The sequence below is a fragment of the Flavobacterium aquidurense genome (genome assembly GCF_002217195.1).
Lineage (GTDB): Bacteria > Bacteroidota > Bacteroidia > Flavobacteriales > Flavobacteriaceae > Flavobacterium > Flavobacterium frigidimaris.
The window spans coordinates 118543-142471 of record NZ_MUGR01000004.1; the positions used below are offsets into that span (position 1 = coordinate 118543).

The window sequence follows — 23929 nt, forward strand, 5'->3', positions numbered from 1 at the left end:
TAGTTTATAGATGATTTTGTTGAATTGTAACGATAGTCTGCTCTAACTTTTTATCATTTGTTGGAACTCCAACGGCACTAAATTTCCATTCGTCATTTCTTTTATAAAACACGCCTAAAACCATAGAAACATTTCCTGCAAAACTAGCATCGTTTGCGATATCAAAACGCGCAAATTCCTGACTAACTCTTGTAGGTGTTCCTTCGTAAATACGGATAGAAGCAAAAGGAATATCTTTAAAATCCTGTCCTCTGAAACTGTTTATAAAAAATGCAACATGATTTGCTGCCGGCGTTAATTGCGAAAAATCCAAAGTGATCACTTCATTGTCTAAACCGTCATCTCCATTTAAATCTCCTGTCAAATCATCTCCACTATGTTTAATAGCACGATCATTCGAAATTAATTTTCTAAAGTTTACTGAATCAATATGATTTTTTTTCTCATCATAAATGGCACAACTTGCATCTAAATCTACTGGTTCTTTTTTGGTTCCAAAAAATCCTTTTTTCTCAATTGCTCCCCAGTTTACACCAACACAAATGTTTTGTAATTTGGATCCATTGCTTTTTTCAAGATTTATACGTTGTCCTTTTTCTAAATTAATTGCCATGTTTTAGTTGTATTTGTTTAAGTAATCTTCTAATCCGCCTTTCATTCCAACGCCCATTGCTTCAAATTTCCATTGACCGTCTTTATTATAAATTCTTCCAAATTCAACCGCAGTTTCTATCGAGAAGTCTTCTTCAAGCTCATATTTTACCATTTCTGTATTGTTGCTGTCATCTACAATTCGAATAAACGAATTTCTAACCTGACCAAAATTTTGTTTTCTGTTTACAGCATCATGAATAGTTACTACAATACAAATTTCTTTTACAGCTGGGTTTATTTTCGTCAAATCAATTTTTACCTGTTCATCATCTCCGTCTCCGTCTCCTGTCAGGTTATCACCTGTATGAATAACAGCTTCATCCGGAGATTTTAGGTTATTGTAAAAAACGAAATGAGCATCTGATATAATTTTTCTATTGTCACCTAATATAAAAACCGAAGCATCAAGGTCAAAACCTGATCCTGTGCTGCTATTGTTTGTATCCCATCCTAAACCAATAGTAAATTTTGGTGCGTTAATATTTTCGCGTTGTCCTTTTTGTAAGTTGATAGCCATAGTTTTAATCTATTTTTATTACATTAATGTTCGTTTTATATTCTAAAATCTGGTGATAATTATTGCTTATTGCCAAATGAAATAATTCATCACTTTTTTTGGAAGAAATACTATTTACCAAAAAACTAAACTCTTCTTCGTTTAAGCTTAAAATGAATTTTACGATTCTGGTATTGTATTGAAAATGTTCGCTGTTAATCACAGAAACAATGTCTTCCACATTTTTAATATCAAAATAATTATAATGATTTTCAATTTTTGGATGAATCTCTTTATTGGCAAGTTCAGCGAAGTAAACAAAAATAAAATCTCCATTTACATTATACTGATCCAAAATCTTATTTACTGTATGCTCGTGACTGCCTGTTATTTTGATATCATCTACAAAAATGCAGAGTTTATCATTAATAAAATTGCGATCGATATAATAGGTATCATTTGAGATTAGATTTACTCTTTCGTTAAAATCTAAATTTCCATAATCTGTCACATAGGTCTGATTTCTATAAATCTTAGATTCTATACTGGCCTTCTTTCCGTTTTTAAATAAAAAGCTGTTTAATTCTTTTTTAAAGTAATAACATAAAAAGTTAGAAGCCGTTGGTATCGACAAATACGGACTTGGCAAAATAACAATCTCTTCATCAGAAAGAAGCAAATCCCTAAACTGATCAACAAATCCGGCAAATAAATCTTTTGCAAATTTTTCTGCATAGAATTTATCGCCAAATTTAAATCGGCTGTATTCTTTCTCCTCAAACGGACAATTATCTTTTTCAATAATTTTATGTAAGCTATAACTTTTATTCACTTTTAACTTTTTAATAGGTGCGCTTCAAATCCAAAATTGATTGCGCCATTATAATCTGCAATACTGTTATCACCAATATGCAGCACTTCATTTTTACTCACTTTCTTTGACTCATTTACCTGGTCAAAAACCAATTGAAAAATCTCGTTATTGGGTTTTGAAAATCCAACCTCGTCAGAATAAATCTGAAACGAAATAAAATCTGTCAATTCATAATAGGAAAGAAGTTTTTTCAGGCTTCGTCCTTTTATAAATCCAGTATTACTCAATATATTAATCGATTTTCCCTGTTCCACTATTTCTTCAAACTGAAGTTTAATATTCGGAAAAATCAATTCGGGCTTATAATTAAAAAACAAAACCTCCGTTTCATTATAAAACTTACCTAATTTTTCTGTTCCATTTATGCTCAAATCTACATCAAGAGCGTTTAAAATTAGATAATAAATTTCATACGTGCTTAAATTTAATCCTGTTTTTTCGTTAATATTATTGCACAGAACATCATAATAGCGAATTACCTCGGTTACCTTTTCAAGAGGAGCATTTATCTCAAAGAAATCTTTAAATAATAAATTTCTCTTTTTCTTAAATTCAGGATTAGACCTTATTAACGTTAACCACAAATCAAAAGAAAAATGGCTGTATTTTTGGTGATTTAATTTCAAAATATGCTTTTAAAGTTTCGAAACATTTTTGTTCCGAATATATAATTATAAAGTCCCTAACTAAACTTCTTTATTTTATTATTTCTCCTGAATAATATTTTTCAAGAAAGAATCCTAAATCGGCTTTATAGCCAATCCCGGAAGCTTCAAATCTCCACTGATCATTACGTTTGTATAATCTTCCGAACTCTACTCCAGTTTCTACTGAAAAATCTTCGTCCAGTTCGTATTTGGCAATTTCCTGACCATTGGCATCATCTACAATTCTGATATAGGAATTTCTAACCTGGCCAAAATTCTGTCTTCTTCTTTCGAAATCTTCAATGGTGACCACAAAAAGAATTTCCTGTACACTTGCATCAATTTTACTCAGGTCTACTTTTATTGCTTCGTCATCGTCTCCGTCGCTATTACCGCCAGTAGGATCATCTCCTGTATGCTCAAGAGCACCATCAGGAGAAAGTAAATTGTTATAAAAAATAAAGTATTTTTCTCCCAGAAGTTTGCGATCTGAGTTTATCATTATCGCCGAAGCATCTAAGTCAAATTCATGCCCTGTTCCTTCATTAGGATCCCAGCCTAATCCTACAGAAATTTTAGACAGACCAATATCAATTTTTTGTCCTTTTTGTAAATTTATTGCCATTTTATAAATCGTATTAAATCTTAAATAATACAATGATACAAAAAGGAAACTAGGTAAAAATGAGGGATTACGTAAAAGGAAAAATATTTATTAACAAATTGCTGATATCTGTCCCAAAAACTACAGAAATCACAAAAACTCTAACACTTTTTTCGAATTAGAGTTCCACAAAATGGGTATATTTGCATCTTATCTGCTTTGTAAGATTTTATGAATAATAATTCCATTAATTTTTAAAGGAATTATTACCTAAAATAAATAAAAAATCTTCGATATTACATCAAATAACAACTATAGCAATGTTTAAAAAAGGATCAAAACTAAATAGTATTTTAACAGGAAGTTGTCCAAAATGCCAAAAAGAAAGCATGTATACGGACAGGAATCCGCTTCATTTGACCAAAGTTCTAAAAATGAATGATCATTGCAGCCACTGCGGATTCAAATATCAAATTGAACCTTCATTTTTCTATGGTGCTATGTACGTAAGCTACGGATTGAATGTTGCTGTGGGAATTGCGGCTTTTATAATCTCATTTGTCTTTTTCAAAGCTTCAATTGAAGAGTCTTTTATCGCGATTGTTATCAGTTTAATTGTGTTGTTTCCGTTTGTTTTAAGACTTTCCAGAAACCTGTACATTAATATGTTTGTTTCTTACGATCCTAAGGCCGGTCAGAAATAAGGCTCTTTAAATATCTTTTATGAAATCGCTGAATGTCAATTTCACGATCTAAAGGAATTTCATTTTCAATTTTATCAAAAAGAGCTTGTGCCATTGCAGGTCCAAGCATCACACCCCGTGTTCCTAATCCGTTAAGGATATGAAGCGATTCACGCTCATGATGGGTACCAATCAGAGGTCTCCTGTCTTTGACTGTTGGACGCACTCCGCCAAAATGTTTCACAATCTCAAAATCGCAGGTTATAATTTCTTTTATACGCTCAAGAAGTTCCTGTTTACCTTCTTCAGTAGGTAAATCTGTCTTGTCCTGCCAATTGTACGTAGCGCCAACTTTAAACAAATTATCCCCCATTGGCAATATAAAAACGCTTGTATTGACAATAACATCCAAATCTAAATCAGGCGCTTTTATAACAAACAATTCTCCTTTTGTACCGTCTAATGGCAAATAATTAAAAAAGGGGTTTTTATGGAGTCCAAAACCTTCAGCAAAAATAATGTGACGGGCCTGAATGTTTTTGTAGTGAATTCCGTAATCAAAAAATTCAATATAGCCGGCATCAAAGAACTCTTCTACTAACAGATTGTTTTCCCGCAAGTAATTTTTATAGCAATCCAGCAACAAACCCGTATCTACATAACCGGTATGCAAAACCTGGCCATAATCGTATGGAGAATCAATACTATTATATTTTCTGGTGATTAATTTAGTAGATAAAAAGGGAGCTAAGTTTTTTTTATCTGAAGCAGCAAACCAATTATTCTGCTCTTCAATCGAAAAAAACTTTCTTAGAATGGGAAGCTCGAAATTAAATTTTACCTGTAATTTGTCTTCAATCTGATTGTAAAAATCACTCATTAACCCAAGTTGTTCCTGAGCTTTCCAAACTTCGCTAAAACGTTTCAAAATAACAGGATTATACAAACCTCCTGCTACTCTTGATGAATTTTGAGATTCATTATCAACAACCACAATAGTTCTATTGTTTTTAAGGGCAACTTCTGCAAAAGAAATCCCTGCCAATCCAGATCCAACAATTAAATAATCTAACATGTATATAAGGGGTAAAATAAAAAACTCTTATTACAAAGGTAGTAAGAGTTTTTGTTATAATGTAATTAGAAACTTAGTACGTCCACATGTCCTGTTCGAAGTTACGAATCTTCTCTTTTACTCTTTCAGCTTCTAACAACTGTGCTTGTGCATCATCTTTCATATAATCTTTGATCGCACGATCTCCGTACATATTCTCTTCTTTATAAATAATAGCATTAAAATATCTTGAATTCAAAATTTGATCAAATGAAATTGGGCGGGCCGAATTTTTATCATTAAATGCTTTTGCCTCATTCAATACTATTCTTGCGTCAGGAAAGAAAACCCAGAATAGCTCTATATAATCTTTTTCATCACTATTCATCGTATAAACATCCGGAGTTACAGGACAAATTCCAAGTAAGCGATACTTCAGTTCACTTTGGCGTTTGTCAAAATACCAATATCCTTTAATTTTATACTGCGTAACATCTGCTGCAGTTAAATCCTGTTTCAGGATGTATTCTGCCGGCACTGATCGTGTTGCCCCTACAGTTTCTTCGACATAAGAAACTGATTTCTTTTTTCCGGTACCCGTAACTACTTTTTTCTTCACTACACGTGATCTGTAATCATCAGGATACTGATTAATCAATTCTCTACCAGCATCTGTTGTATCAATACGAGATAATGCAGCCTGAATGTCTTTTAAAGATTTTTTAGTATTGAAATAACTGTCAGCATACACTTCGGTTATCCTGCCGTTTCTGATTCCTTTAGTCAAAACATCATACAGAGAACGCCTGTCTGAACCAATATTAGCCGTATCTACCGGAAAATATAAAGGAAAGTTGATTTTTTCATTCAAATCAATAATTTCCCAAGTCATTTTACCCATCAAAACATCCCTGTCATCTACATAACCATAAGCCAGAGGCTTATCATTGTCTGAAATAAGCTGTGCCGCACTCTTTTGTCCAATTTGGTCCGCTGTTTTTGCATTAAGTAAATTAGATTGTGCATTAGAAGCAAAACTGCCAAGAACACAAACAATAAGCATTAAACTTTTTTTTACTTTCATCGTTTATAATATTAAATAAGTTAAACATAATAACACTAAAAATGTTTTTTATCTTATAATAAGATTGATTCAGATTAAAGTAGGTGCATTAGAATCAGCTGTATAGTACAACCACAATACGGGGCAAAAAAATTACATGAGTTATATAAACAGCTTGTAAAAAATCGAGTTAATTCAGATCTCTAAAAAAACAAGGCTCTGAAAAAAAAAAAAACTCTTACTACAAAGGTAGTAAGAGTTTTTATTATACTATAATTAGAAACTTAGTAGTTCCACATGTCTTGTTCAAAGTTACGAATCTTCTCTTTTACTCTTTCAGATTCTAACAATTGGTTTTGTGCATTATCTTTCATGTAATCTTTGATCTCACGATCTCCGTACAAGTTTTCTTCTTTGTAGATTACTGCATTAAAACGTCTTGAATTTAATATCTGATCGAACGAAATCGGAAGCGCTGAGTTATTATCGTTAAATGCTTTTGCTTCATGCAAAGCTTCTCTCGCATTAGGGAAGAAAACCCAGAATAACTCAATATAATCTTTCTCGTCACTATTCATTGTATAAACATCCGGAGTTACAGGACAAATTCCAAGTAAACGATATTTCAGTTCACTCTGACGTTTGTCAAAATACCAGTATCCTTTAACTTTATATTGTGTAACATCTGCTGCAGTTAAATCCTGTTTCAGGATATATTCTGCGGGTACTGATCTTGTTGGTCCTACAGTTTCTTCAACATAAGAAACAGATTTCTTTTTTCCTGTACCTGTAACTACTTTTTTCTTCACTACACGTGATTTGTAGTCGTCAGGATATTGGTTGATCAATTCTCTACCTGCATCTGTTGTATCAATACGAGATAACGCACCCTGAATGTCTTTCAAAGATTTTTTAGTATTGAAATAACTGTCGCTGTACACTTCAGTTATTTTGCCGTTTTTAACAGCTTTCGTCAAAACATCATAAAGAGAACGTCTGTCAGAACCAATATTAGCCGTATCTACCGGAAAATATAAAGGAAAGTTGATTTTTTCATTTAAATCAATAATTTCCCAGGTAGTTTTCCCCATCAATATATCCCTATCGTCTACATAACCATAAGCCAGAGGCTTATCATTATCTGAGATAAGTTGGGCAGGAGTTTTAAGTCCTATCTGAGCGGGTGTTTTCGCATTTAGCAAATTAGATTGCGCATAAGAAGAAAAACCTCCAGCGATAGAAACAATAGCTATTAAAAAATTTCTTACTTTCATCATGATACCATTATAAGATATTGAACGTAGTTTTACCTACTTTTATTATTGTATTTCGTAAATTACCGGAGCAGTTCTTGGCAGTAAGTAACTACCAGCTCCAACAAGTTTAGTTTTAATCTCAGAAATAGTAACCTGGTCTCCTTTTCCAGCTCTTGAAAGTATTGTTTTACATTGTGCATTCAATTTATTACCAGAAACCACAACTGTAGGCTGTCCTGCAATTTTTAAATTAAATCCAACAACATCTAAACCAACTTCAAAATCAAAATCAAGTAATTTAGCACCAATAGTAGCAATTTCTAAGTTTGATTTAGGTCCTTTTACAACACCCATTTCTCCTCTGATTGTACCTGTTGGCCCAGGAATACCTTTAATTCTAAATGTTTTCTTATCTGTAACTTTATCTCCGTTTGGTAATGTTCCTGTAACAGAAATTGTAGCTTCTGTGCCTGAACCCGGGTTCATGTTATATTTTCCTGGTTTTCCAGCTGAAGATAATCCCGGAGCACTAGCAACAACTTTATTGTCAGCAACACCAGCAAAAGATACAGAGATTGGGTTAACAACTCCTCTATACACAACATTCATTTTATCAGCAGAAATTGTAGCAGAATTCGGTCTTGGTACTACAACATATTTACCTTCAAATTTAAGCGGAATTGTTTTTCCATCTTCAATAAAAGTAAACTGACCACTAATATTTTGTTCTCCAACTCCACCAGCAGTCAAAGCAATTTTTGCCTGACCAGTCGCAGGATCAAGTTTAGCTCCTGTAACGCTTGTAGGCTTAGTGTTTTCATCATAACGACCTAAAACAACTTTACCTGTAACAGGCTCTCCTTGAAAATAAGCATTTTTATCAAGAACAACAATCGCCTGGTAGTTACTATAAGAAGCTGCAGCAACAGCCGCTTTTCCTAATGCACTGTTATAAACGTCAGCTTCAGTTTTCTTGATGTCATTTTGCCAGGCTGAAAGTTTAGCAGCTGATGCAATTGCAGGAAAACCTTTAAAGTGATATTCTAAATATTTTTCTTTGATACCATCTTTGTTTTTAACATCAGAAACATCAAATTTTTTCTCCACTTCAGAAATAATTCCAGCATATTTTTTATCTGTACCTAAAGCAGCTTTAATGTCTGCTTTGTATTTCTCGATTTTAGTGATAATTTCTTTACCTTTTGCAGTGTAACCGTCTCCTGTAAACCAGTCGTCGATATTATCACCTCTGTCCATAGACTCGTAAGGAAGTTTTCCAGTTTCTTTTTCAACTTCAAAGCCTTTTACAGACTGAGCTTTTAAAGAACCTATATAATCATAAAATTCATTTGAGATTTTTTCTACTTTGTGAGCCGTAGCTGCAGCAATATCAAATTCTCCATGTGCTTCAGCAGCTTTCTGATCTAAAGCCGATAATAAGCCTTTATTTGCTTCTGTTGAATTTGTATTTGCACTTTCAAATTTTTCATTCATCAGACCAAAAGCAGATATAACTTCTTTTGATACGTTCATTGCCAACATTGCGATGAAAACCAGATACATCAGGTTAATCATCTTCTGTCTAGGGGTTAATTTTCCTCCTGCCATTTTTTCTAATTAGTTCTTTATTAATAAATTTAATATAATAGTCAAAAACTAATTATCCTTTGTTACTCATTGCAGAAAGCATACCACCGTAAACACTGTTTAAAGAAGCAATGTTTGCAGTCATTGATTGCATTTGTTCTTTCAATTTAGAAGCGTTTTCAGCGATTTCGCTGTTTGCCTGTGCATTTCTTGCAGCACTTTCTAACTGAACTTTGTATAAACTATTTAATGATTCCATTTGTGCAGCGGCCATAGACATTTCTTCAGCATATTTCTTTTGTCCTGCAATAGAATCTACTGTTGGAGAAATTGCTTTTGCAGCTCCTTCGAAATTTTTGATAGAATTTCCTAAACTTGACATTAATTCTCCGTCAATTTTAGCTTCTTTCAACATAACATCTAATTTTTGAGACAACAATCCTTGGGCATCAGATGTAGTTTCAACTTTATTCGCTTTTTTTACGGACTGACCGTTAGCTAATTCCGGGTAAACGAGAGTCCAGTCTAATTCATCTTCAACTGGTTCAAAAGCAGAAAGTGCAAAAATTACAGCTTCAGTTACCAATCCGATTGATAACATCAAAGTTCCTGTTAATGGTCCAATTTCAAAGTGAGTAATTTTGAATAAAGCTCCAATAATTACTACTGCCGCTCCCATACCATAAGCGAAATTCATTGCTTTTTTACTTAATAATGCCATAATACTTTTTTTTAGGTTTTAATTTAAAATAGATTTGATTTGGTTATTGAATTTAATTATTACTTACTTCTCGTTTTTCCGCTTCCTGTCGCTTGCGTTCCCATGTAATCTTGTACAGTTCTGAAACCAATATAACTTCTTGCTGAGTCAGCATATTCGTGATCACGTGTGCTTACCTGTAGGAAATAAGCAACATCTTTCCATGATCCACCACGAACAACTTTTCTTTGATTGTTTCCATCAATTACGTTTGGATTCATTGTAGAAACATATTCGTATGCATTTGGATTATAAGCTGAATCTGTCCACTCTGAAACGTTTCCTGCCATATTGTATAATCCGTAACCATTTACATCATACGACTTAGCTTCAACAGTATATAATGCTTCATCAGCAGCATAATCTCCTCTGCTTGGTTTGAAGTTTGCCATAAAACAGCCTCTGTCACTTTTAGTATAAGGACCTCCCCAAGGATAAGTAGCTGATTCCAGACCTCCTCTTGCAGCATACTCCCATTCTGCCTCTGTTGGCAATCTGAAGGAGTTTACTAAATCACGTCCTTTTTTCTTAGATTTAATATAGCTGTTTTTATTTAATGTTCTCCACGCACAGAACGCTTTCGCCTGTTTCCAGGTTACACCCACTACAGGATAATCTCCGTAAGCTTTGTGCCAGAAATAATCATTGTGCATTGGTTCATTATAAGAATAAGCAAAATCTTTAATCCAAACTGTTGTATCAGGATAAACACTAACTTGTTCTGTTTTAACGAAGTCTTTTCTTTTTCCTACTTTAGCTTTTGCAGCAGCCTGAATATCCATCCAAGAATAACGGAATTTCAATTTATTTACATCAATTGTTCTTAAACCATTGTATGACTCTTCAATTGGCAAATACATAGAATCCATTACTTCAGCATAGTACTCATCCGGATACGCTTTAGTATCTTTAATTAACTTCACTTTTTTATTCAACTTTCTTCCAGCATAAGGATCATCTTTTGTCCCTACACTGTAGTAGTTATCATACATATATTTATCATATGCCGTCATTTTATCCGGCTCTGAATCATTAAATGCATAATCCGCAATACTTCCGCCTTTTTTACCTTTGTCACCAGTAGATTTTTGTCCTGTTTCATCAGCTAAAATTGCTAAACGAACTCTCATTGTAGAATCTTTTACCCACTCTACAAACTGACGGTATTCACTATTTGTAATCTCAGTTTCATCCATATAAAATGCACGAACTGTAACTGTTTTAGTGGGAGCATCTTCCACATTAGCTAAATCAGCATCTGATTTACCCATAATAAAAGATCCACCCGGAACTAAAGTCATTCCATAAGGCTTCTCAGGATGCCATTTCCCTCCTGAAACACCAACCAACTCACCTTTATCACCTGACTTACCACAGCCAATTACCAGTGTTAACATTGCTGCAAATGCAATAAACTTCTTCATATAAATTTGGGATTATCTATTCATTATTATAAGTCCGTAAACGTATTTATTATTTATCTAAAAAACAATACTAGTTGCGAAATTTATTTTATCGTTCAAAAATAATGTTAAATAAAATAAAAAAAAAATATTTACTCGACAAACTAACACAAAAAATCGATGTAACGCGTTAAATTTTATACTTTGTATTTATTTACCTACTAATATTATTTAACTATTTTTAAAAAAAATTAATAAATTGAAGATTTCGATAAAATTTCCAATTATAAAGCATTTTTTCGCTGGGCTTTCCACCATCTTTCTGGCAATTCCTGATTACAAGCACTCAGATATTCGTCATACGAACACGGTAATAACGTATTTCTCTTCAACTTATTGTGCCCATTTGACTCAAAAGGAATTTCAATCCACCAGCGATCGGTCTTATCACTTTTATAAAAAACCAATTCTTCTTCTTCAAGCGGAACGATGTATTTTAAATACGTTGCTCTACTACCAAATGGGTATTCTTTTGATCGATAATGATAGCCTTCGATAAAATACCAGACTATCTGCGCAATAATAACTGATTCAGCCGCTGTACTATTATGATTAAAGATTCCCAAACAAGAAACTTTATCACTAATTCCAGCATATCTGGATAAAGAACATATTTCTTTTCCGTTGAAACCATTTGGCTCAAAAGAAATCATATTTCCTGATGCTGAAGACTTTACCGAGTTCAAATCGATACTTACCAAATCAGCATCCCTGAAAACAGGCTCTGCCAATGCAATCTTATTTGAGATTTCCCCCAAACGATAAGCATCAAAAAACAACTTCTCGATCAAATCAATTTCTTCCTGCGAATTGTAATACGTCTGATATCCAATATTACAATAGTTAAACAGATTATTTGGCTCGTCTATAATAATTTTTGTAAGATAAGAATTAGCCGAAACGGTTTCGTTTTCTTTACCAAAATCAAACTTATTATCTACCGCCACCATATTCACCATTTGCTCTAAATCATCATAAGCGCGATACAAAGCATAGGTCAAATCCTGTGAACCTCCCAGAACTATAGGAATCACTTTATTCCTGATTAATCTTGATGTCACCTTTTTTAAAGCAAAATAAGTGTCCTCTACAGAATCTCCTGCACGGATATCACCCAAGTCAGCAATAGACGCATCCCAATTACCGGGAAACATACTATACAGCCTTTTGCGAACTGCATTTAAATCTACTTCATTAATTACATTATTGTTGCGGCGATCCTCTAAAACACCTACTATTGCAATCGTAATTTTACTAATATCAGGAAACTGATCTTGTGTATGCAAAACAATTTTGCTACCTAATTCTTGTGAAGACAATGAACTAATGAATTTTAAAATTCCTTCATTAACTGGTTCTAGAAAATCAAATTCCATTTATTATTTCTTTTTAGCAGCTGGTTTTTTAGCTGGTGCTTTTTTAGCGGTTGTTGCTTTTTTAGCGGTTGTTGCTTTTTTTGCTGGTGTCTTTTTTGCCGGTGTTTTAGCCGCAATCATTTCCTGAACCTGAGCCAATGTTAATTTTGTTGCGTCAACATCTTTGCTTAATTCAATTTTGATCTTCCCTTTTGTAATAACCGAGCGACCCCAACGCGCCTTTTCAACCAAAATTCCTTCATCCTCCCAATTATGAAGAACTTTATCTATATTTTTTTGTAATTTATCTTCAATTAATTCTTCGATTTCTTGTTGTGACAAATTATCGAAATTGTATTTTTTACTTACATTAATAAAAATACCATTCCATTTGATGAACGGACCAAAACGCCCTACACCTTTCTGAACTCCCTCACCTTTATAAACTGCAATTGGAGCATCAGCAAGTGCTTTTTCATCTATTAATTCCTGCGCTCTTTCTTTCGAAAGATTTAAAGGATCCTCTCCTTTTGGCAAAGAGATAAAAACACTTCCGTGACGTACATAAGGACCATAACGTCCATTACTAACTTCTACTTCCTCACCTTTATATTCCCCTAAGTTTTTAGGCAATAAAAACAAATTCAAAGCTTCTTCAAGCGTAATATTTCCAATATTCTGATCAGACATCAAACTGGCGAATTTCTTGTCTTCATCATCCGCTTCTCCAATCTGAGCCATTGGACCAAATTTTCCTAAACGAACAGAAACCTGTCTTCCGTCAGCATCTTTCCCCAGTATTCTTTCTCCGCTTTCACGTTCTGCATTTGCTTCAACCTCTTTTACATTTGGATGAAATTTATTGTAGAATTCCTGCATCATTACTGCCCAGTCAATATTTCCCTCGGCAATTTCATCAAAATCCTGTTCTACTTTTGCAGTAAAGTTATAATCTAAAATATTACCGAAGTTCTTTACTAAGAAATCCGTAACAATTGTCCCAATATCCGTTGGAACTAATTTTCCTTTATCTGAACCTGTATTTTCTTTAAGCAGCTTCTCCCCTACTTTATTCGCTTGTAAAGTAAGTTGCGTATAATTACGTTCCTGACCTTCAAGAGTTCCTTTCTCTACATAATTTCTATTGATGATAGTCGAAATAGTTGGCGCGTACGTAGACGGACGACCAATTCCTAGTTCTTCTAATTTTTTTACCAAAGAAGCCTCTGTATATCTTGCCGGTGGTCTTGAATATCTTTCGGTTGCCGTAATATAATTGTTAACTAATTTTTCGTTTACTTTTAATGCAGGCAGCATTCCTTCTTGTTCTTCTTCATCGTCATCATGACCTTCTAAATACACTTTCAGGAATCCTTCGAAAAGCAAAACTTCTCCTGAAGCTGTAAAAATCTCGCTGTGATTGTCTGCTTCAATTTTTACGTTTGTTCTTTCTAATTGTGCATCGCTCATTTGAGATGCCAATGTTCTTTTCCAGATCAAATCATATAAACGTGCCTGATCACGATCGATATTTACGGTATGACGTGACATATCAGTAGGTCGAATTGCTTCGTGCGCTTCCTGCGCTCCCTTGCTTTTATTAGCAAAAGTTCGTGGTTTCGAAAATTCTTTTCCGTATGATTTTATGATTTCCGCTTCAGCAGCATCCATTGCATCTTTAGAAAGGTTTACACTATCAGTTCTCATATAAGTTATGAGTCCGGCTTCGTATAAACGCTGTGCAAGCTGCATGGTGATTCCAACTGGCAAATACAATTTTCTCGCTGCTTCTTGTTGCAATGTAGAAGTTGTAAAAGGTGCTGTTGGTGATTTTTTGGTAGGTTTAGTTTCTAAATCGGCTACCTTATATTTTGATCCGATATTTTTATTTAAAAAATCCTCGGCTTCTTTTTTAGTATTAAAGTTCTTTGGCAATTTGGCTTTGAAAGATTTCCCAGCCTCATTTACAAATTCTGCTACGATAGAATAACTCGCAACTGCATTAAAGTTTTGAATTTCGCGCTCTCTCTCAACAATCAAACGTACTGAAACGGATTGTACACGACCTGCAGATAATCCTCCTTTAATTTTTCTCCATAAAACCGGAGACAATTCATACCCTACTAAACGGTCTAAAACACGACGTGCCTGTTGTGCGTTTACTAAGTTATAATCAATTTCTCTTGGATTCTCGATTGCTTTAAGAATCGCAGACTTTGTAATTTCGTGAAAAACAATTCGCTTCGTTTTTTTAACATCTAGTTTTAATTCTTCCGCCAAGTGCCATGAAATAGCCTCACCCTCGCGGTCCTCATCACTTGCTAACCAAACCATTTCGGCATTCTTAGATAGTGTTTTCAATTTGCTTACTAAGGCTTTTTTATCCGGAGAAACTTCATATTTAGGTTTAAAACCATTCTCTACATCTACTCCTATTTCCTTTGATGGTAAGTCTGCGATATGTCCGTAACTTGATTCTACTTGAAAATCACTTCCCAGAAATTTCTCGATCGTTTTCGCCTTTGCAGGTGACTCCACTATTACTAAATTCTTTGCCATTGCTCTATTTTTCTGCAACAAAAGTATCTATTTTTTTTAAATATTAACCCCGAGAACTGATTTTTGAGTTATTTTATTATTATGTTTCCTAAAAATAAAGATTTATCTGTAATCATACCTATTATATATATAGGTATAAATTTTAAAGGTTCATGACCGAGAAATGTTCTTTTTTCAATCCTAAAACCCTAATCCATATTACTTCACTACACTTTTATTTTAATGGGAATCCAATGAATCATTGTAGAGCAAAAAGCGCGGAGTATAATTTCAAAAACAAAGCTTTAAAAAATCTGTTACCTTTCTAATCTGCCGCTTCTATATATTTTAAAATTAATTTTTTATATTGATTTGTTGATACTAAAAGCAATTTTAAAGTTTCCAGGAAACAATCTAAAATCTTAACTCTTAAATCTAAAATTTCTTTTCTGCCATCTTGTCATATTGATAGCATTTACGTTATCTTTGCACTTTGAAATTATACAATGGAAAAGATTATTGAAGAAAGCAAACAGGGCGAAAGTCTTGTTTTAGAAAATAAACCTGAGAATACTAAAAAACTTTTTATAGAAAGTTACGGTTGTGCGATGAATTTTTCGGACAGTGAAATCGTAGCTTCCATTTTATCAATAAACGGATACAATACCACACAAACTCTTGAAGACGCTGATTTGGTTCTGGTAAATACCTGCTCGATTCGGGATAAGGCTGAACAGACTATTCGTAAACGTCTGGAGAAATACAATGCAGTAAAACGGATCAATCCGAAGATGAAAGTGGGCGTTTTGGGCTGTATGGCGGAACGTTTGAAAAGTCAGTTTCTGGAGGAAGAAAAAATAGTCGATCTTGTTGTTGGTCCCGATGCTTACAAAGACTTACCCAATTTATTGGCAGAAGTTGAGGAAGGCCGCGACGCCATTAATGTCATTTTATCAAAAGAGGAAACCTACGGAGATATTTCGCCGGTTCGTTTGATGAGCAACGGAATTACAGCATTAGTTTCAATCACTCGTGGTTGCGACAATATGTGTACGTTTTGCGTAGTTCCTTTTACACGTGGCCGTGAACGTAGTCGTGAACCGCAAAGTATCATGAAGGAAATTCAGGATTTATGGGACAAAGGCTTTAAAGAAATCACACTTTTAGGTCAAAACGTTGACAGTTACCTTTGGTACGGTGGCGGACTAAAAAAGGATTTCGAAAATGCTTCTGATATGCAAAAAGCGACAGCGGTTGATTTTGATCAATTGCTTGAAATGGTTGCTGTTGGATTTCCAAAAATGAGAATCCGATTCTCAACTTCTAATCCACAGGATATGCACGAAAGTGTGTTGCATGTTATTGCCAAACATCCTAATATCTGCAAACACATTCACTTACCGGTTCAGTCCGGAAGCAACAGGATTCTAAAAGAAATGAATCGCCTGCATACCCGCGAAGAATACATGACTTTGATTGATAAAATCAGATCAATTATTCCGAATGCTTCGATTTCGCAGGATATGATCGCCGGTTTCCCAACAGAAACAGAAGAAGATCATCAGGATACCATGAGCTTAATGGAGTATGTAAAATATAATTTTGGTTATATGTATTCATATTCTGAGCGCCCGGGAACTTTGGCAGGAAGAAAAATGGAAGATGATGTTACTGAAGAAACAAAAGCGAGAAGATTGCAGGAAATTGTCGATTTGCAACAGAAACACGCCTGGTTCAGAAGCGAAGAATTTGTTGGACAAACGGTTGAAGTTTTAGTAGAAAAAGTGTCTAAAAAGTCAACAGAAGAATTTTCAGGAAGAAACTCTCAAAGCATCACGGTAGTTTTTCCAAAAGAGAATTATAAAATTGGTGATTTTGTAAATGTAAAAATTACAAGTTGTACTAGTGGAACTTTAAAAGGTGAAGCGGTTGGATTGAGTGAAATGAATTAAAGTATTTTTAACCGCAAATTTCACAAATTTTCACAAATTAATCTCCATGTCTGATTCGAACGAATATTACTATAAGAAAAACGAAAATTATAAGATTGTTGGAATCTGTATGGAAGTGCATCGACAATTAGGCCCCGGTTTACTTGAAATTGTATATAAGGATGCATTAGAAGTCGAGTTCAAGAATCATAGAATTCCTTATCAACGAGAAAAGGAATTTTCAATTGAATATAAAGGAGTTATTTTGCCTCATAAATTTTATGCTGATTTCATAGTCTATGATGACATAATACTAGAAGTGAAATCTGTAAAAGAAATATGTAATGATCATCTTGCACAAACATTAAATTACATGAAACTGGCTGATACTCCTGTTGGAATAATCGCAAACTTTCAAAACAAATCATTAATACATAAACGATTAATAAATTCATAAAATAAATTTGCGCTAATTTGCGTAATTTGTGGTTAATTTAATGATAATCACATTACTCAAAAAAAGTTATTAGCCCTATTTCAAAAAAAATGTAAAATTCGTGGCAAACGAAAAAATCATTATTTGCGGTTTTAAGACTTGTATACATTCCGTAACTTGAAACCTGAAACAAATAAAACTTGAAACAAAAACATACATGGAAACAGTTCAAGCAATAAAACAGCGATTTGAAATTATTGGAAATGATCCTAAATTAAATCGCGCCATCGAAAAAGCCATTCAGGTTGCTCCTACTGATATTTCGGTAATGGTAACTGGGGAAAGTGGTGTTGGTAAAGAAAACATTCCAAGAATAATACATTCGCTTTCGCACAGAAAGCATGGTAAATATATTGCCGTAAACTGTGGAGCAATTCCGGAAGGAACTATTGACAGTGAACTTTTTGGCCACGAAAAAGGTGCTTTTACAGGTGCAACAAGTACACGTGAAGGTTATTTTGAAGTAGCGGATGGCGGAACTATTTTCCTGGATGAAGTGGGCGAATTGCCGTTGACAACTCAGGTTCGTTTGCTTCGTGTACTTGAAAATGGTGAATTTATAAAAGTAGGTTCCTCTCAGGTTCAAAAAACCAATGTTCGAATTGTAGCCGCTACAAACGTGAACTTATTCAACGCTATTGAAAAAGGAAAATTCCGTGAGGATTTGTATTATCGTCTGACTACTGTCGAAATTACATTACCGCCTTTACGTGAAAGAAACGAAGACATTCATTTATTGTTCCGAAAATTTGTTGCTGATTTTGCCCATAAATACAAAATGCCTCCGTTAAAGTTAGATGATGATGCGGTTCAGTTGCTGCAAAAATTCAGATGGAACGGTAATATTCGTCAATTGCGAAATGTAGCGGAACAAATCTCAGTTTTAGAAACCAATCGCGATATTTCGTTAGCGACTCTAAAATCGTATTTACCTACCGAAGGAAGCAATTTACCTTCTGTAATCAATGAAAAGAAAAAAGAAAGTGATTTTAGTACGGAAAGAGACATTTTATACAAAGTCCTTTTTGACATGAAAAGCGATCTGAATGATTTAAAGAAACTTACTCTGGAATTGATGAAGAATGGTACAAAAGTGCAAGACATCAATCCTAATTTGATTCAGAAAATATACGGTTCTCAGGAAAACGAAAGTGAAATAGATTTTGAAGAAGAACCAAGAACAGCTGTCATGACGCCGGCAACGCGCGAAGACAACTATCAGATGCAGGACGACAATTATTTATTTGCCGAAACCATTGAAGAAGAGGAAGTTTTACGTTTAGAACAAAAAGAAATTGAAATGATCAAAAAATCATTAGAAAAAAACAAAGGAAAACGAAAAGCTGCCGCTGATGAATTAGGCATTTCTGAACGTACTTTATATAGAAAAATTAAACAATTCGATTTATAAAAATAAATAAATTCCAATATTTAAATTCCAAATTCCAATTTAGAGAAACTTAAATTGCAAATGTCAAATTAGTATCTTTGAAAAAAATAAATTTAAAGTCGCAAAGATTAGAATTTGGGATTTTTAAAATTGGAATTTACTACAATAGATTTTATGAAAAAAATATATTCTTTATTAGCCTTAATGAGCCTCTTTATGTTAAGCGGCTGCTCAGTTTACAACTTTACAGGAACAGGAAAAATTGATGCCAAAACGTTTCAGGTTAACTTTTTTCAGAACAATGCTGATTTGATCGAGCCGGGAATCGACCGTCAATTTACATTGGCCTTGCAGGATTTAATTCAGAATCAAACCAATCTAAACTTAGTCAGCAATAGCGGCGATTTAGTTTACGAAGGAGAAATTGTAGATTACAGAACAACCCCAATGACAGCAACTGCTGTAACATCCGGTGGTGATGTGGGAGCAGCACAAAACCGTTTGACGATTAGGGTGAATGTGAGATTTACAAATAAAAAGAAAGAAACTGATGATTTCGAGAAACCATTCGAATTCTATTATGACTATCCTGGTGCAACATTACCAACAGGAGCAGTTTTAAACACAGCGATTCAAACGATTTTCGAAAGAATCACACAGGATATCTTTAATGATTCATTGGCAAAATGGTAAAATTGTTTATTTGTTGAAATCGATTAATTGTCTAATCGATTCTTCTAAACGATTAAACAGTTAAACAAAAAACAATTAAACAAAATAAAAAGATGAATGTAACTGATTATACCTACTTAATGAACAAACCTGATGCTATCACAGAGAAGCAAGCGGACGCATTAGGAAGTGTTTTGAATGAATTTCCGTATTTTCAAAGTGCCAGGGCATTGCGATTAAAAGGACTTTACAATCAAAATAGCTTTAAGTATAATTATGCATTAAAAGTTACGGCCGCCCACACAACGGATCGTGCTGTTTTGTTTGATTTTATCACTTCAGAAGATTTTATTTCTATCCAGAATGAATTTTACGATCAAAAACTAAGAGATCTTTTAGAAATTAAAGTAGTCGACAGCGAAATTGTTTCTTTTGAAGAAATCAAAAAAGCAACTGAAGTCCGAATTGATCCAATTGAACAATCTATTTTAAACTCTATAAAAGAAGCCACAAACGTTACTTTCAGAGCGCCTTTAGAAACAGAAGACAAACCCATTATTAAGGAATCAATTTTAGACACTTTTAAGGAAGTAACACCAGCTGCTTTTGAAGAACCGGTAAAAACGGAGGAAATCAAAATTGAACCTGTTATTACGGAACAATCTATTTTAGATACTTTTAAAGAAGTGGTACCCACTACTTTTGAAGAACCGGTAGAAATAGAGGAAGTTAAAATAGAACCCGTTATTACGGAGCAATCTATTTTAGACACTTTTAAAGAAATAGTACCAACCACTGCTGAATCGATAAAAATTGAGGAAAAACCAATTGATCCAATCATTGAACAATCAATTTTAGAGTCTATTAAAGAAGCGTCAAATTTGACTTTTGAAGAAGCTGCAAAAATAGAAGAACCAAAAGAGCCTATTGCAGAGCAGCCTGTTTTACCTTCTAATAAAGAAACAATGCCAACATTTTTTGAGGAAATAGTAGAGGATGAAATTCCGGAAGTAAGAATTGATCCAATCGAAAAATCTATCCTGATTTCTATCAAAGAAGCAACAAAAATAGTTTTTGAAGAACCAAAAAACACTGAAATTCCGGAAACGGTAAAAATTGCTGAGGAAAATCTGGAAATAGGGAAACCATTGGATTTCTCTGTTAATGAGAAACACTCTTTTCAGGAATGGCTTCAATTATCACGAACAGAACCAATTGACAGGACAGAAGAAGGTCCCCAAGAGGCAAAAAAGGCTGAAAAAACAGCGAAACCAAAGGTAGAAGCTGAAATAATTGATGTTGAGAAAAAGAAAAAGGCAGAAATAATCGATAAATTCATCGAAACAAACCCAAAAATATCTCCTATAAAACAGACTGCAATAGTACCAGCGGTACAATTCGATCTTAATACAGATGATAATTCTTACTTAATGACAGAGACTTTGGCCAGAGTATATTTAGAACAAAAAAAATATACAAAAGCAATACAAGCATATGAAATATTAATTTTGAAATATCCAGAAAAAATTAGTTTCTTTGCAGACCGTATTTCGGATATAAAGATTTTACAACAAAATAACAATAATAATTAAACAATGAGCACATTTTCAATTTTTTTAGTTTTAATCACAATAGTTTGCTTTCTATTGATCGTAGTAATCATGGTTCAAAATCCTAAAGGTGGCGGATTGTCTTCTACTATTAGCGGAACTCAAATGTTAGGTGGAGTACAAAAAACAACTGACTTTTTAGACAAAAGTACTTGGACACTTGCTACTATTTTGATTGCTTTAATTTTGCTTTCAAGCTTAAGCTTTACAGGATCATTAAGCGATACAGATTCTAAAATAATTGACAAATCTGAAATTCCTGCGGCTAATACACCAGCTGCTCCTGCTCAACAAACTCCTGCTCCGGCAACTCCTGCAGCGAAATAATAATTTTGATATAAATATTAAAATGCCAGCCTGTCAAAGCTGGCATTTTTTTTAGGAAATAATGTCAGTTTTACGAGCATGGCATAATTTCTGAAAGTTATTTAAGCATTAAAAAAATATAAACTATTAATAATATAAAATCATGACTTTAAACATTAAACCGCTTTCAGACCGCGTACTTATTGAGCCTGTTGCAGCTGAGACTAAAACTGCGTCAGGGATTTTTATTCCGGATACTGCCAAAGAGAAACCACAAAAAGGAACTGTAGTTGCAGTAGGAAATGGATCTAAAGATCATACTATGACCGTAAAAGTTGGCGATACTGTTTTATATGGTAAATATGCAGGAACAGAATTAAAACTTGAAGGAACTGATTACTTGATTATGCGTGAGGACGATATCCTTGCAATAATCTAAAAAAAACATAGGTCTCAGGAATTAAGTATCAGGGCAAACCTGAAACAAACAAAACATTAAACAAAATTTAAAAAAATGGCAAAAGATATAAAATTTGATATTGAAGCACGTGACGGATTAAAACGTGGTGTTGATGCATTAGCAAATGCTGTAAAAGTAACTCTTGGACCAAAAGGTCGTAACGTAATTATCGGAAAATCATTTGGTGGACCAACTGTTACTAAAGATGGTGTTTCTGTTGCTAAAGAAATCGAATTAAAAGACCCATTAGAAAATATGGGCGCGCAAATGGTTAAAGAAGTTGCTTCTAAAACTAATGATTTAGCGGGAGACGGAACTACAACTGCTACAGTTCTGGCTCAGGCAATCGTAAAAGAAGGTCTTAAAAACGTTGCTGCAGGTGCAAACCCAATGGACTTGAAACGTGGTATCGATAAAGCTGTTGAAGCTATCGTTGCTGACCTTGCAAAACAAGCTAAAGTAGTTGGAAGCGATTCTGATAAAATCAAACAAATTGCTTCTATCTCTGCAAATAATGACGAAGTGATTGGGGAACTAATCGCTACTGCTTTTGCGAAAGTAGGAAAAGAAGGTGTTATTACTGTTGAAGAAGCTAAAGGAACTGACACTTTTGTGGATGTTGTTGAAGGTATGCAGTTTGACAGAGGATATCTTTCTCCTTACTTCGTAACAAACCCGGAGAAAATGGAAGTTGAATTAGACTCTCCATACATCTTATTATACGACAAAAAAGTATCTTCTCTAAAAGAATTACTACCTGTTTTAGAGCCAGTTGCCCAATCAGGAAAACCATTATTAATTATTGCTGAAGATGTTGACGGAGAAGCTCTTTCTACTCTTGTAGTTAATAAATTAAGAGGTGCTCTTAAAATTGCTGCTGTAAAAGCTCCTGGTTTTGGAGACAGAAGAAAAGCAATGTTAGAAGATATCGCTATCTTAACTGGTGGAACTGTAATTTCTGAAGAAAGAGGATATACTCTTGAAAATACAACTATCGAAATGTTAGGAACTGCAAAAAGAGTTTCTATCGATAAAGACAACACTACTATTGTAAGTGGTGCTGGTGAAGCTGATATCATCAAAAACAGAGTAAACCAAATTAAAGGTCAGATGGAGACTACTACATCTGATTATGATAAAGAAAAATTGCAAGAGCGTTTGGCTAAATTAGCCGGTGGTGTTGCTGTTCTTTATGTTGGTGCTGCTTCTGAAGTTGAAATGAAAGAGAAAAAAGACAGAGTAGACGATGCTTTACACGCTACTCGCGCTGCTGTTGAAGAAGGAATCGTTGCTGGTGGCGGTGTTGCTTTATTAAGAGCAAAAGCTGCATTAGCTGATCTTAAAGCAGACAACGCTGACGAAGCAACCGGAATTCAGATTGTATCTCGTGCTGTTGAATCTCCATTAAGAACTATTGTTGAAAATGCAGGTCTAGAAGGTTCTGTAGTTGTAGCAAAAGTAGGTGAAGGTTCTGGTGATTTTGGATACAATGCTAAAACTGACGAATATGTAGACATGCTTAAAGCTGGAATTATCGATCCTAAAAAAGTAACTCGTGTAGCATTAGAAAATGCTGCTTCTGTTGCCGGAATGATCCTTACTACAGAATGTGCATTAATTGATATCAAAGAAGAAAACGGAGGCGGAATGCCAATGGGTGGCGGTATGCCAGGAATGATGTAATCGTTCTCACTTCTTACAATTTAAAACGTCTAATAGAATTCTATTAGACGTTTTTTTTGTACCACAGATTAAAGCATTAAAAAGATTTTTTTAGCCACGAATTTCACGAATGAGCACGAATTATTTTTCTATAAATTATACATAAAAAATTAGCGAAAATTATTAGAATTCGTGGCAACCTTTTTTAAATCAAATCTCTTTTTCTTTGCTAGAGATTATAATCTATTTAATCCTTTAATCTGTGGCAAACTTTTTTTACACAAAGCATTCGTGAAAATTCGTAAAATTAGTGGCAAACTTAACATTCTGTTTTTCATTAAAAATTCAGTTATGAATATCTTTGCAGT

Annotated in this window: 22 protein-coding genes; 9 read left to right on the top strand and 13 right to left on the bottom strand. The window is 34.0% G+C overall.

Annotated features, from left to right (window positions below):
• Positions 1-4 precede the first annotated feature (4 nt).
• The 5 genes from B0A67_RS03060 to B0A67_RS03080 form a co-directional block, all read right to left on the bottom strand.
• Complete coding sequence (locus B0A67_RS03060) at positions 5-613, bottom strand: TerD family protein (RefSeq protein WP_072959644.1); 609 nt, start codon at positions 611-613, stop codon at positions 5-7.
• Positions 614-616: 3 nt separating this feature from the next.
• Positions 617-1171 carry a TerD family protein gene (locus tag B0A67_RS03065; protein ID WP_072959646.1) on the bottom strand — a complete coding sequence of 185 codons (555 nt, stop codon included), beginning with the start codon at positions 1169-1171 and terminating at the stop codon, positions 617-619.
• Positions 1172-1175: 4 nt separating this feature from the next.
• Positions 1176-1982 (bottom strand): phosphoribosyltransferase family protein, encoded by an 807-nt coding sequence (locus tag B0A67_RS03070; protein WP_072959648.1) that lies wholly within the window; start codon positions 1980-1982, stop codon positions 1176-1178.
• A 2-nt stretch (positions 1983-1984) separates the two neighbouring features.
• A complete protein-coding gene (locus B0A67_RS03075; RefSeq protein WP_072959650.1) occupies positions 1985-2650 on the bottom strand; it encodes an HAD family hydrolase in 666 nt (221 codons plus the stop codon).
• Between the two features lie 70 nt (positions 2651-2720).
• The gene (locus B0A67_RS03080) at positions 2721-3296 is read right to left on the bottom strand and encodes a TerD family protein (RefSeq protein WP_072959651.1); all 576 of its coding nucleotides are present in this window, start codon (positions 3294-3296) and stop codon (positions 2721-2723) included.
• Between the two features lie 299 nt (positions 3297-3595).
• On the opposite strand from B0A67_RS03080, the gene B0A67_RS03085 reads away from it, so the two are divergent.
• On the top strand, positions 3596-3979 hold the full coding sequence (locus B0A67_RS03085) for a DUF983 domain-containing protein (RefSeq protein ID WP_072959653.1): 384 nt from the start codon (positions 3596-3598) through the stop codon (positions 3977-3979).
• On the opposite strand, the gene B0A67_RS03090 is transcribed toward B0A67_RS03085, so the two are convergent.
• From B0A67_RS03090 to topA, 8 genes are all read right to left on the bottom strand, one after another.
• Positions 3960-5033, bottom strand: a complete 1074-nt coding sequence (locus tag B0A67_RS03090) for an NAD(P)/FAD-dependent oxidoreductase (RefSeq protein WP_072959655.1) — start codon at positions 5031-5033, stop codon at positions 3960-3962. The genes B0A67_RS03085 and B0A67_RS03090 overlap by 20 nt on opposite strands.
• Positions 5034-5106: 73 nt before the next feature.
• On the bottom strand, positions 5107-6096 hold the full coding sequence (gene porN, locus B0A67_RS03095; RefSeq protein WP_072959656.1) for a type IX secretion system ring subunit PorN/GldN: 990 nt from the start codon (positions 6094-6096) through the stop codon (positions 5107-5109).
• 263 nt (positions 6097-6359) lie between these two features.
• A complete protein-coding gene (gene porN, locus B0A67_RS03100) occupies positions 6360-7349 on the bottom strand; it encodes a type IX secretion system ring subunit PorN/GldN (protein ID WP_072959658.1) in 990 nt (329 codons plus the stop codon).
• A gap of 45 nt (positions 7350-7394) precedes the next feature.
• Positions 7395-8939: a type IX secretion system motor protein PorM/GldM gene (gene porM / locus B0A67_RS03105; RefSeq protein WP_072959660.1), complete on the bottom strand. Its 1545-nt coding sequence runs from the start codon at positions 8937-8939 to the stop codon at positions 7395-7397.
• A gap of 52 nt (positions 8940-8991) precedes the next feature.
• Positions 8992-9639, bottom strand: coding sequence for a type IX secretion system motor protein PorL/GldL (gene porL, locus B0A67_RS03110; RefSeq protein ID WP_072959661.1), 648 nt, complete (start codon positions 9637-9639; stop codon positions 8992-8994).
• Between the two features lie 59 nt (positions 9640-9698).
• A complete protein-coding gene (gene porK / locus B0A67_RS03115; RefSeq protein ID WP_072959663.1) occupies positions 9699-11102 on the bottom strand; it encodes a T9SS ring complex lipoprotein PorK/GldK in 1404 nt (467 codons plus the stop codon).
• 263 nt (positions 11103-11365) lie between these two features.
• Positions 11366-12517, bottom strand: coding sequence for a formimidoylglutamase (locus B0A67_RS03120; protein ID WP_072959665.1), 1152 nt, complete (start codon positions 12515-12517; stop codon positions 11366-11368).
• A 3-nt stretch (positions 12518-12520) separates the two neighbouring features.
• Positions 12521-15055, bottom strand: coding sequence for a type I DNA topoisomerase (gene topA / locus B0A67_RS03125; protein ID WP_072959668.1), 2535 nt, complete (start codon positions 15053-15055; stop codon positions 12521-12523).
• A 485-nt stretch (positions 15056-15540) separates the two neighbouring features.
• Here topA and miaB point away from each other — a divergent pair, with 485 nt between their 5' ends.
• The 8 genes from miaB to groL all read left to right on the top strand — a co-directional run bounded on the left by miaB (position 15541) and on the right by groL (position 23582).
• A complete protein-coding gene (gene miaB / locus B0A67_RS03130) occupies positions 15541-16986 on the top strand; it encodes a tRNA (N6-isopentenyl adenosine(37)-C2)-methylthiotransferase MiaB (protein WP_072959669.1) in 1446 nt (481 codons plus the stop codon).
• 46 nt (positions 16987-17032) lie between these two features.
• The gene (locus tag B0A67_RS03135) at positions 17033-17422 is read left to right on the top strand and encodes a GxxExxY protein (RefSeq protein ID WP_072959672.1); all 390 of its coding nucleotides are present in this window, start codon (positions 17033-17035) and stop codon (positions 17420-17422) included.
• A gap of 196 nt (positions 17423-17618) precedes the next feature.
• Entirely contained in the window at positions 17619-18872 is a 1254-nt protein-coding gene (locus B0A67_RS03140) for a sigma-54 interaction domain-containing protein (RefSeq protein ID WP_072959675.1), read from the top strand.
• 153 nt (positions 18873-19025) lie between these two features.
• The gene (locus tag B0A67_RS03145; RefSeq protein ID WP_072959922.1) at positions 19026-19544 is read left to right on the top strand and encodes an LptE family protein; all 519 of its coding nucleotides are present in this window, start codon (positions 19026-19028) and stop codon (positions 19542-19544) included.
• A gap of 92 nt (positions 19545-19636) precedes the next feature.
• Entirely contained in the window at positions 19637-21115 is a 1479-nt protein-coding gene (locus B0A67_RS03150; protein WP_072959678.1) for a tetratricopeptide repeat protein, read from the top strand.
• 3 nt (positions 21116-21118) lie between these two features.
• Positions 21119-21460, top strand: coding sequence for a preprotein translocase subunit SecG (secG, locus tag B0A67_RS03155; RefSeq protein ID WP_072959680.1), 342 nt, complete (start codon positions 21119-21121; stop codon positions 21458-21460).
• 142 nt (positions 21461-21602) lie between these two features.
• On the top strand, positions 21603-21878 hold the full coding sequence (locus B0A67_RS03160) for a co-chaperone GroES (protein WP_007806577.1): 276 nt from the start codon (positions 21603-21605) through the stop codon (positions 21876-21878).
• A 75-nt stretch (positions 21879-21953) separates the two neighbouring features.
• Positions 21954-23582, top strand: coding sequence for a chaperonin GroEL (gene groL / locus B0A67_RS03165; protein ID WP_031454632.1), 1629 nt, complete (start codon positions 21954-21956; stop codon positions 23580-23582).
• Positions 23583-23929 lie beyond the last annotated feature (347 nt).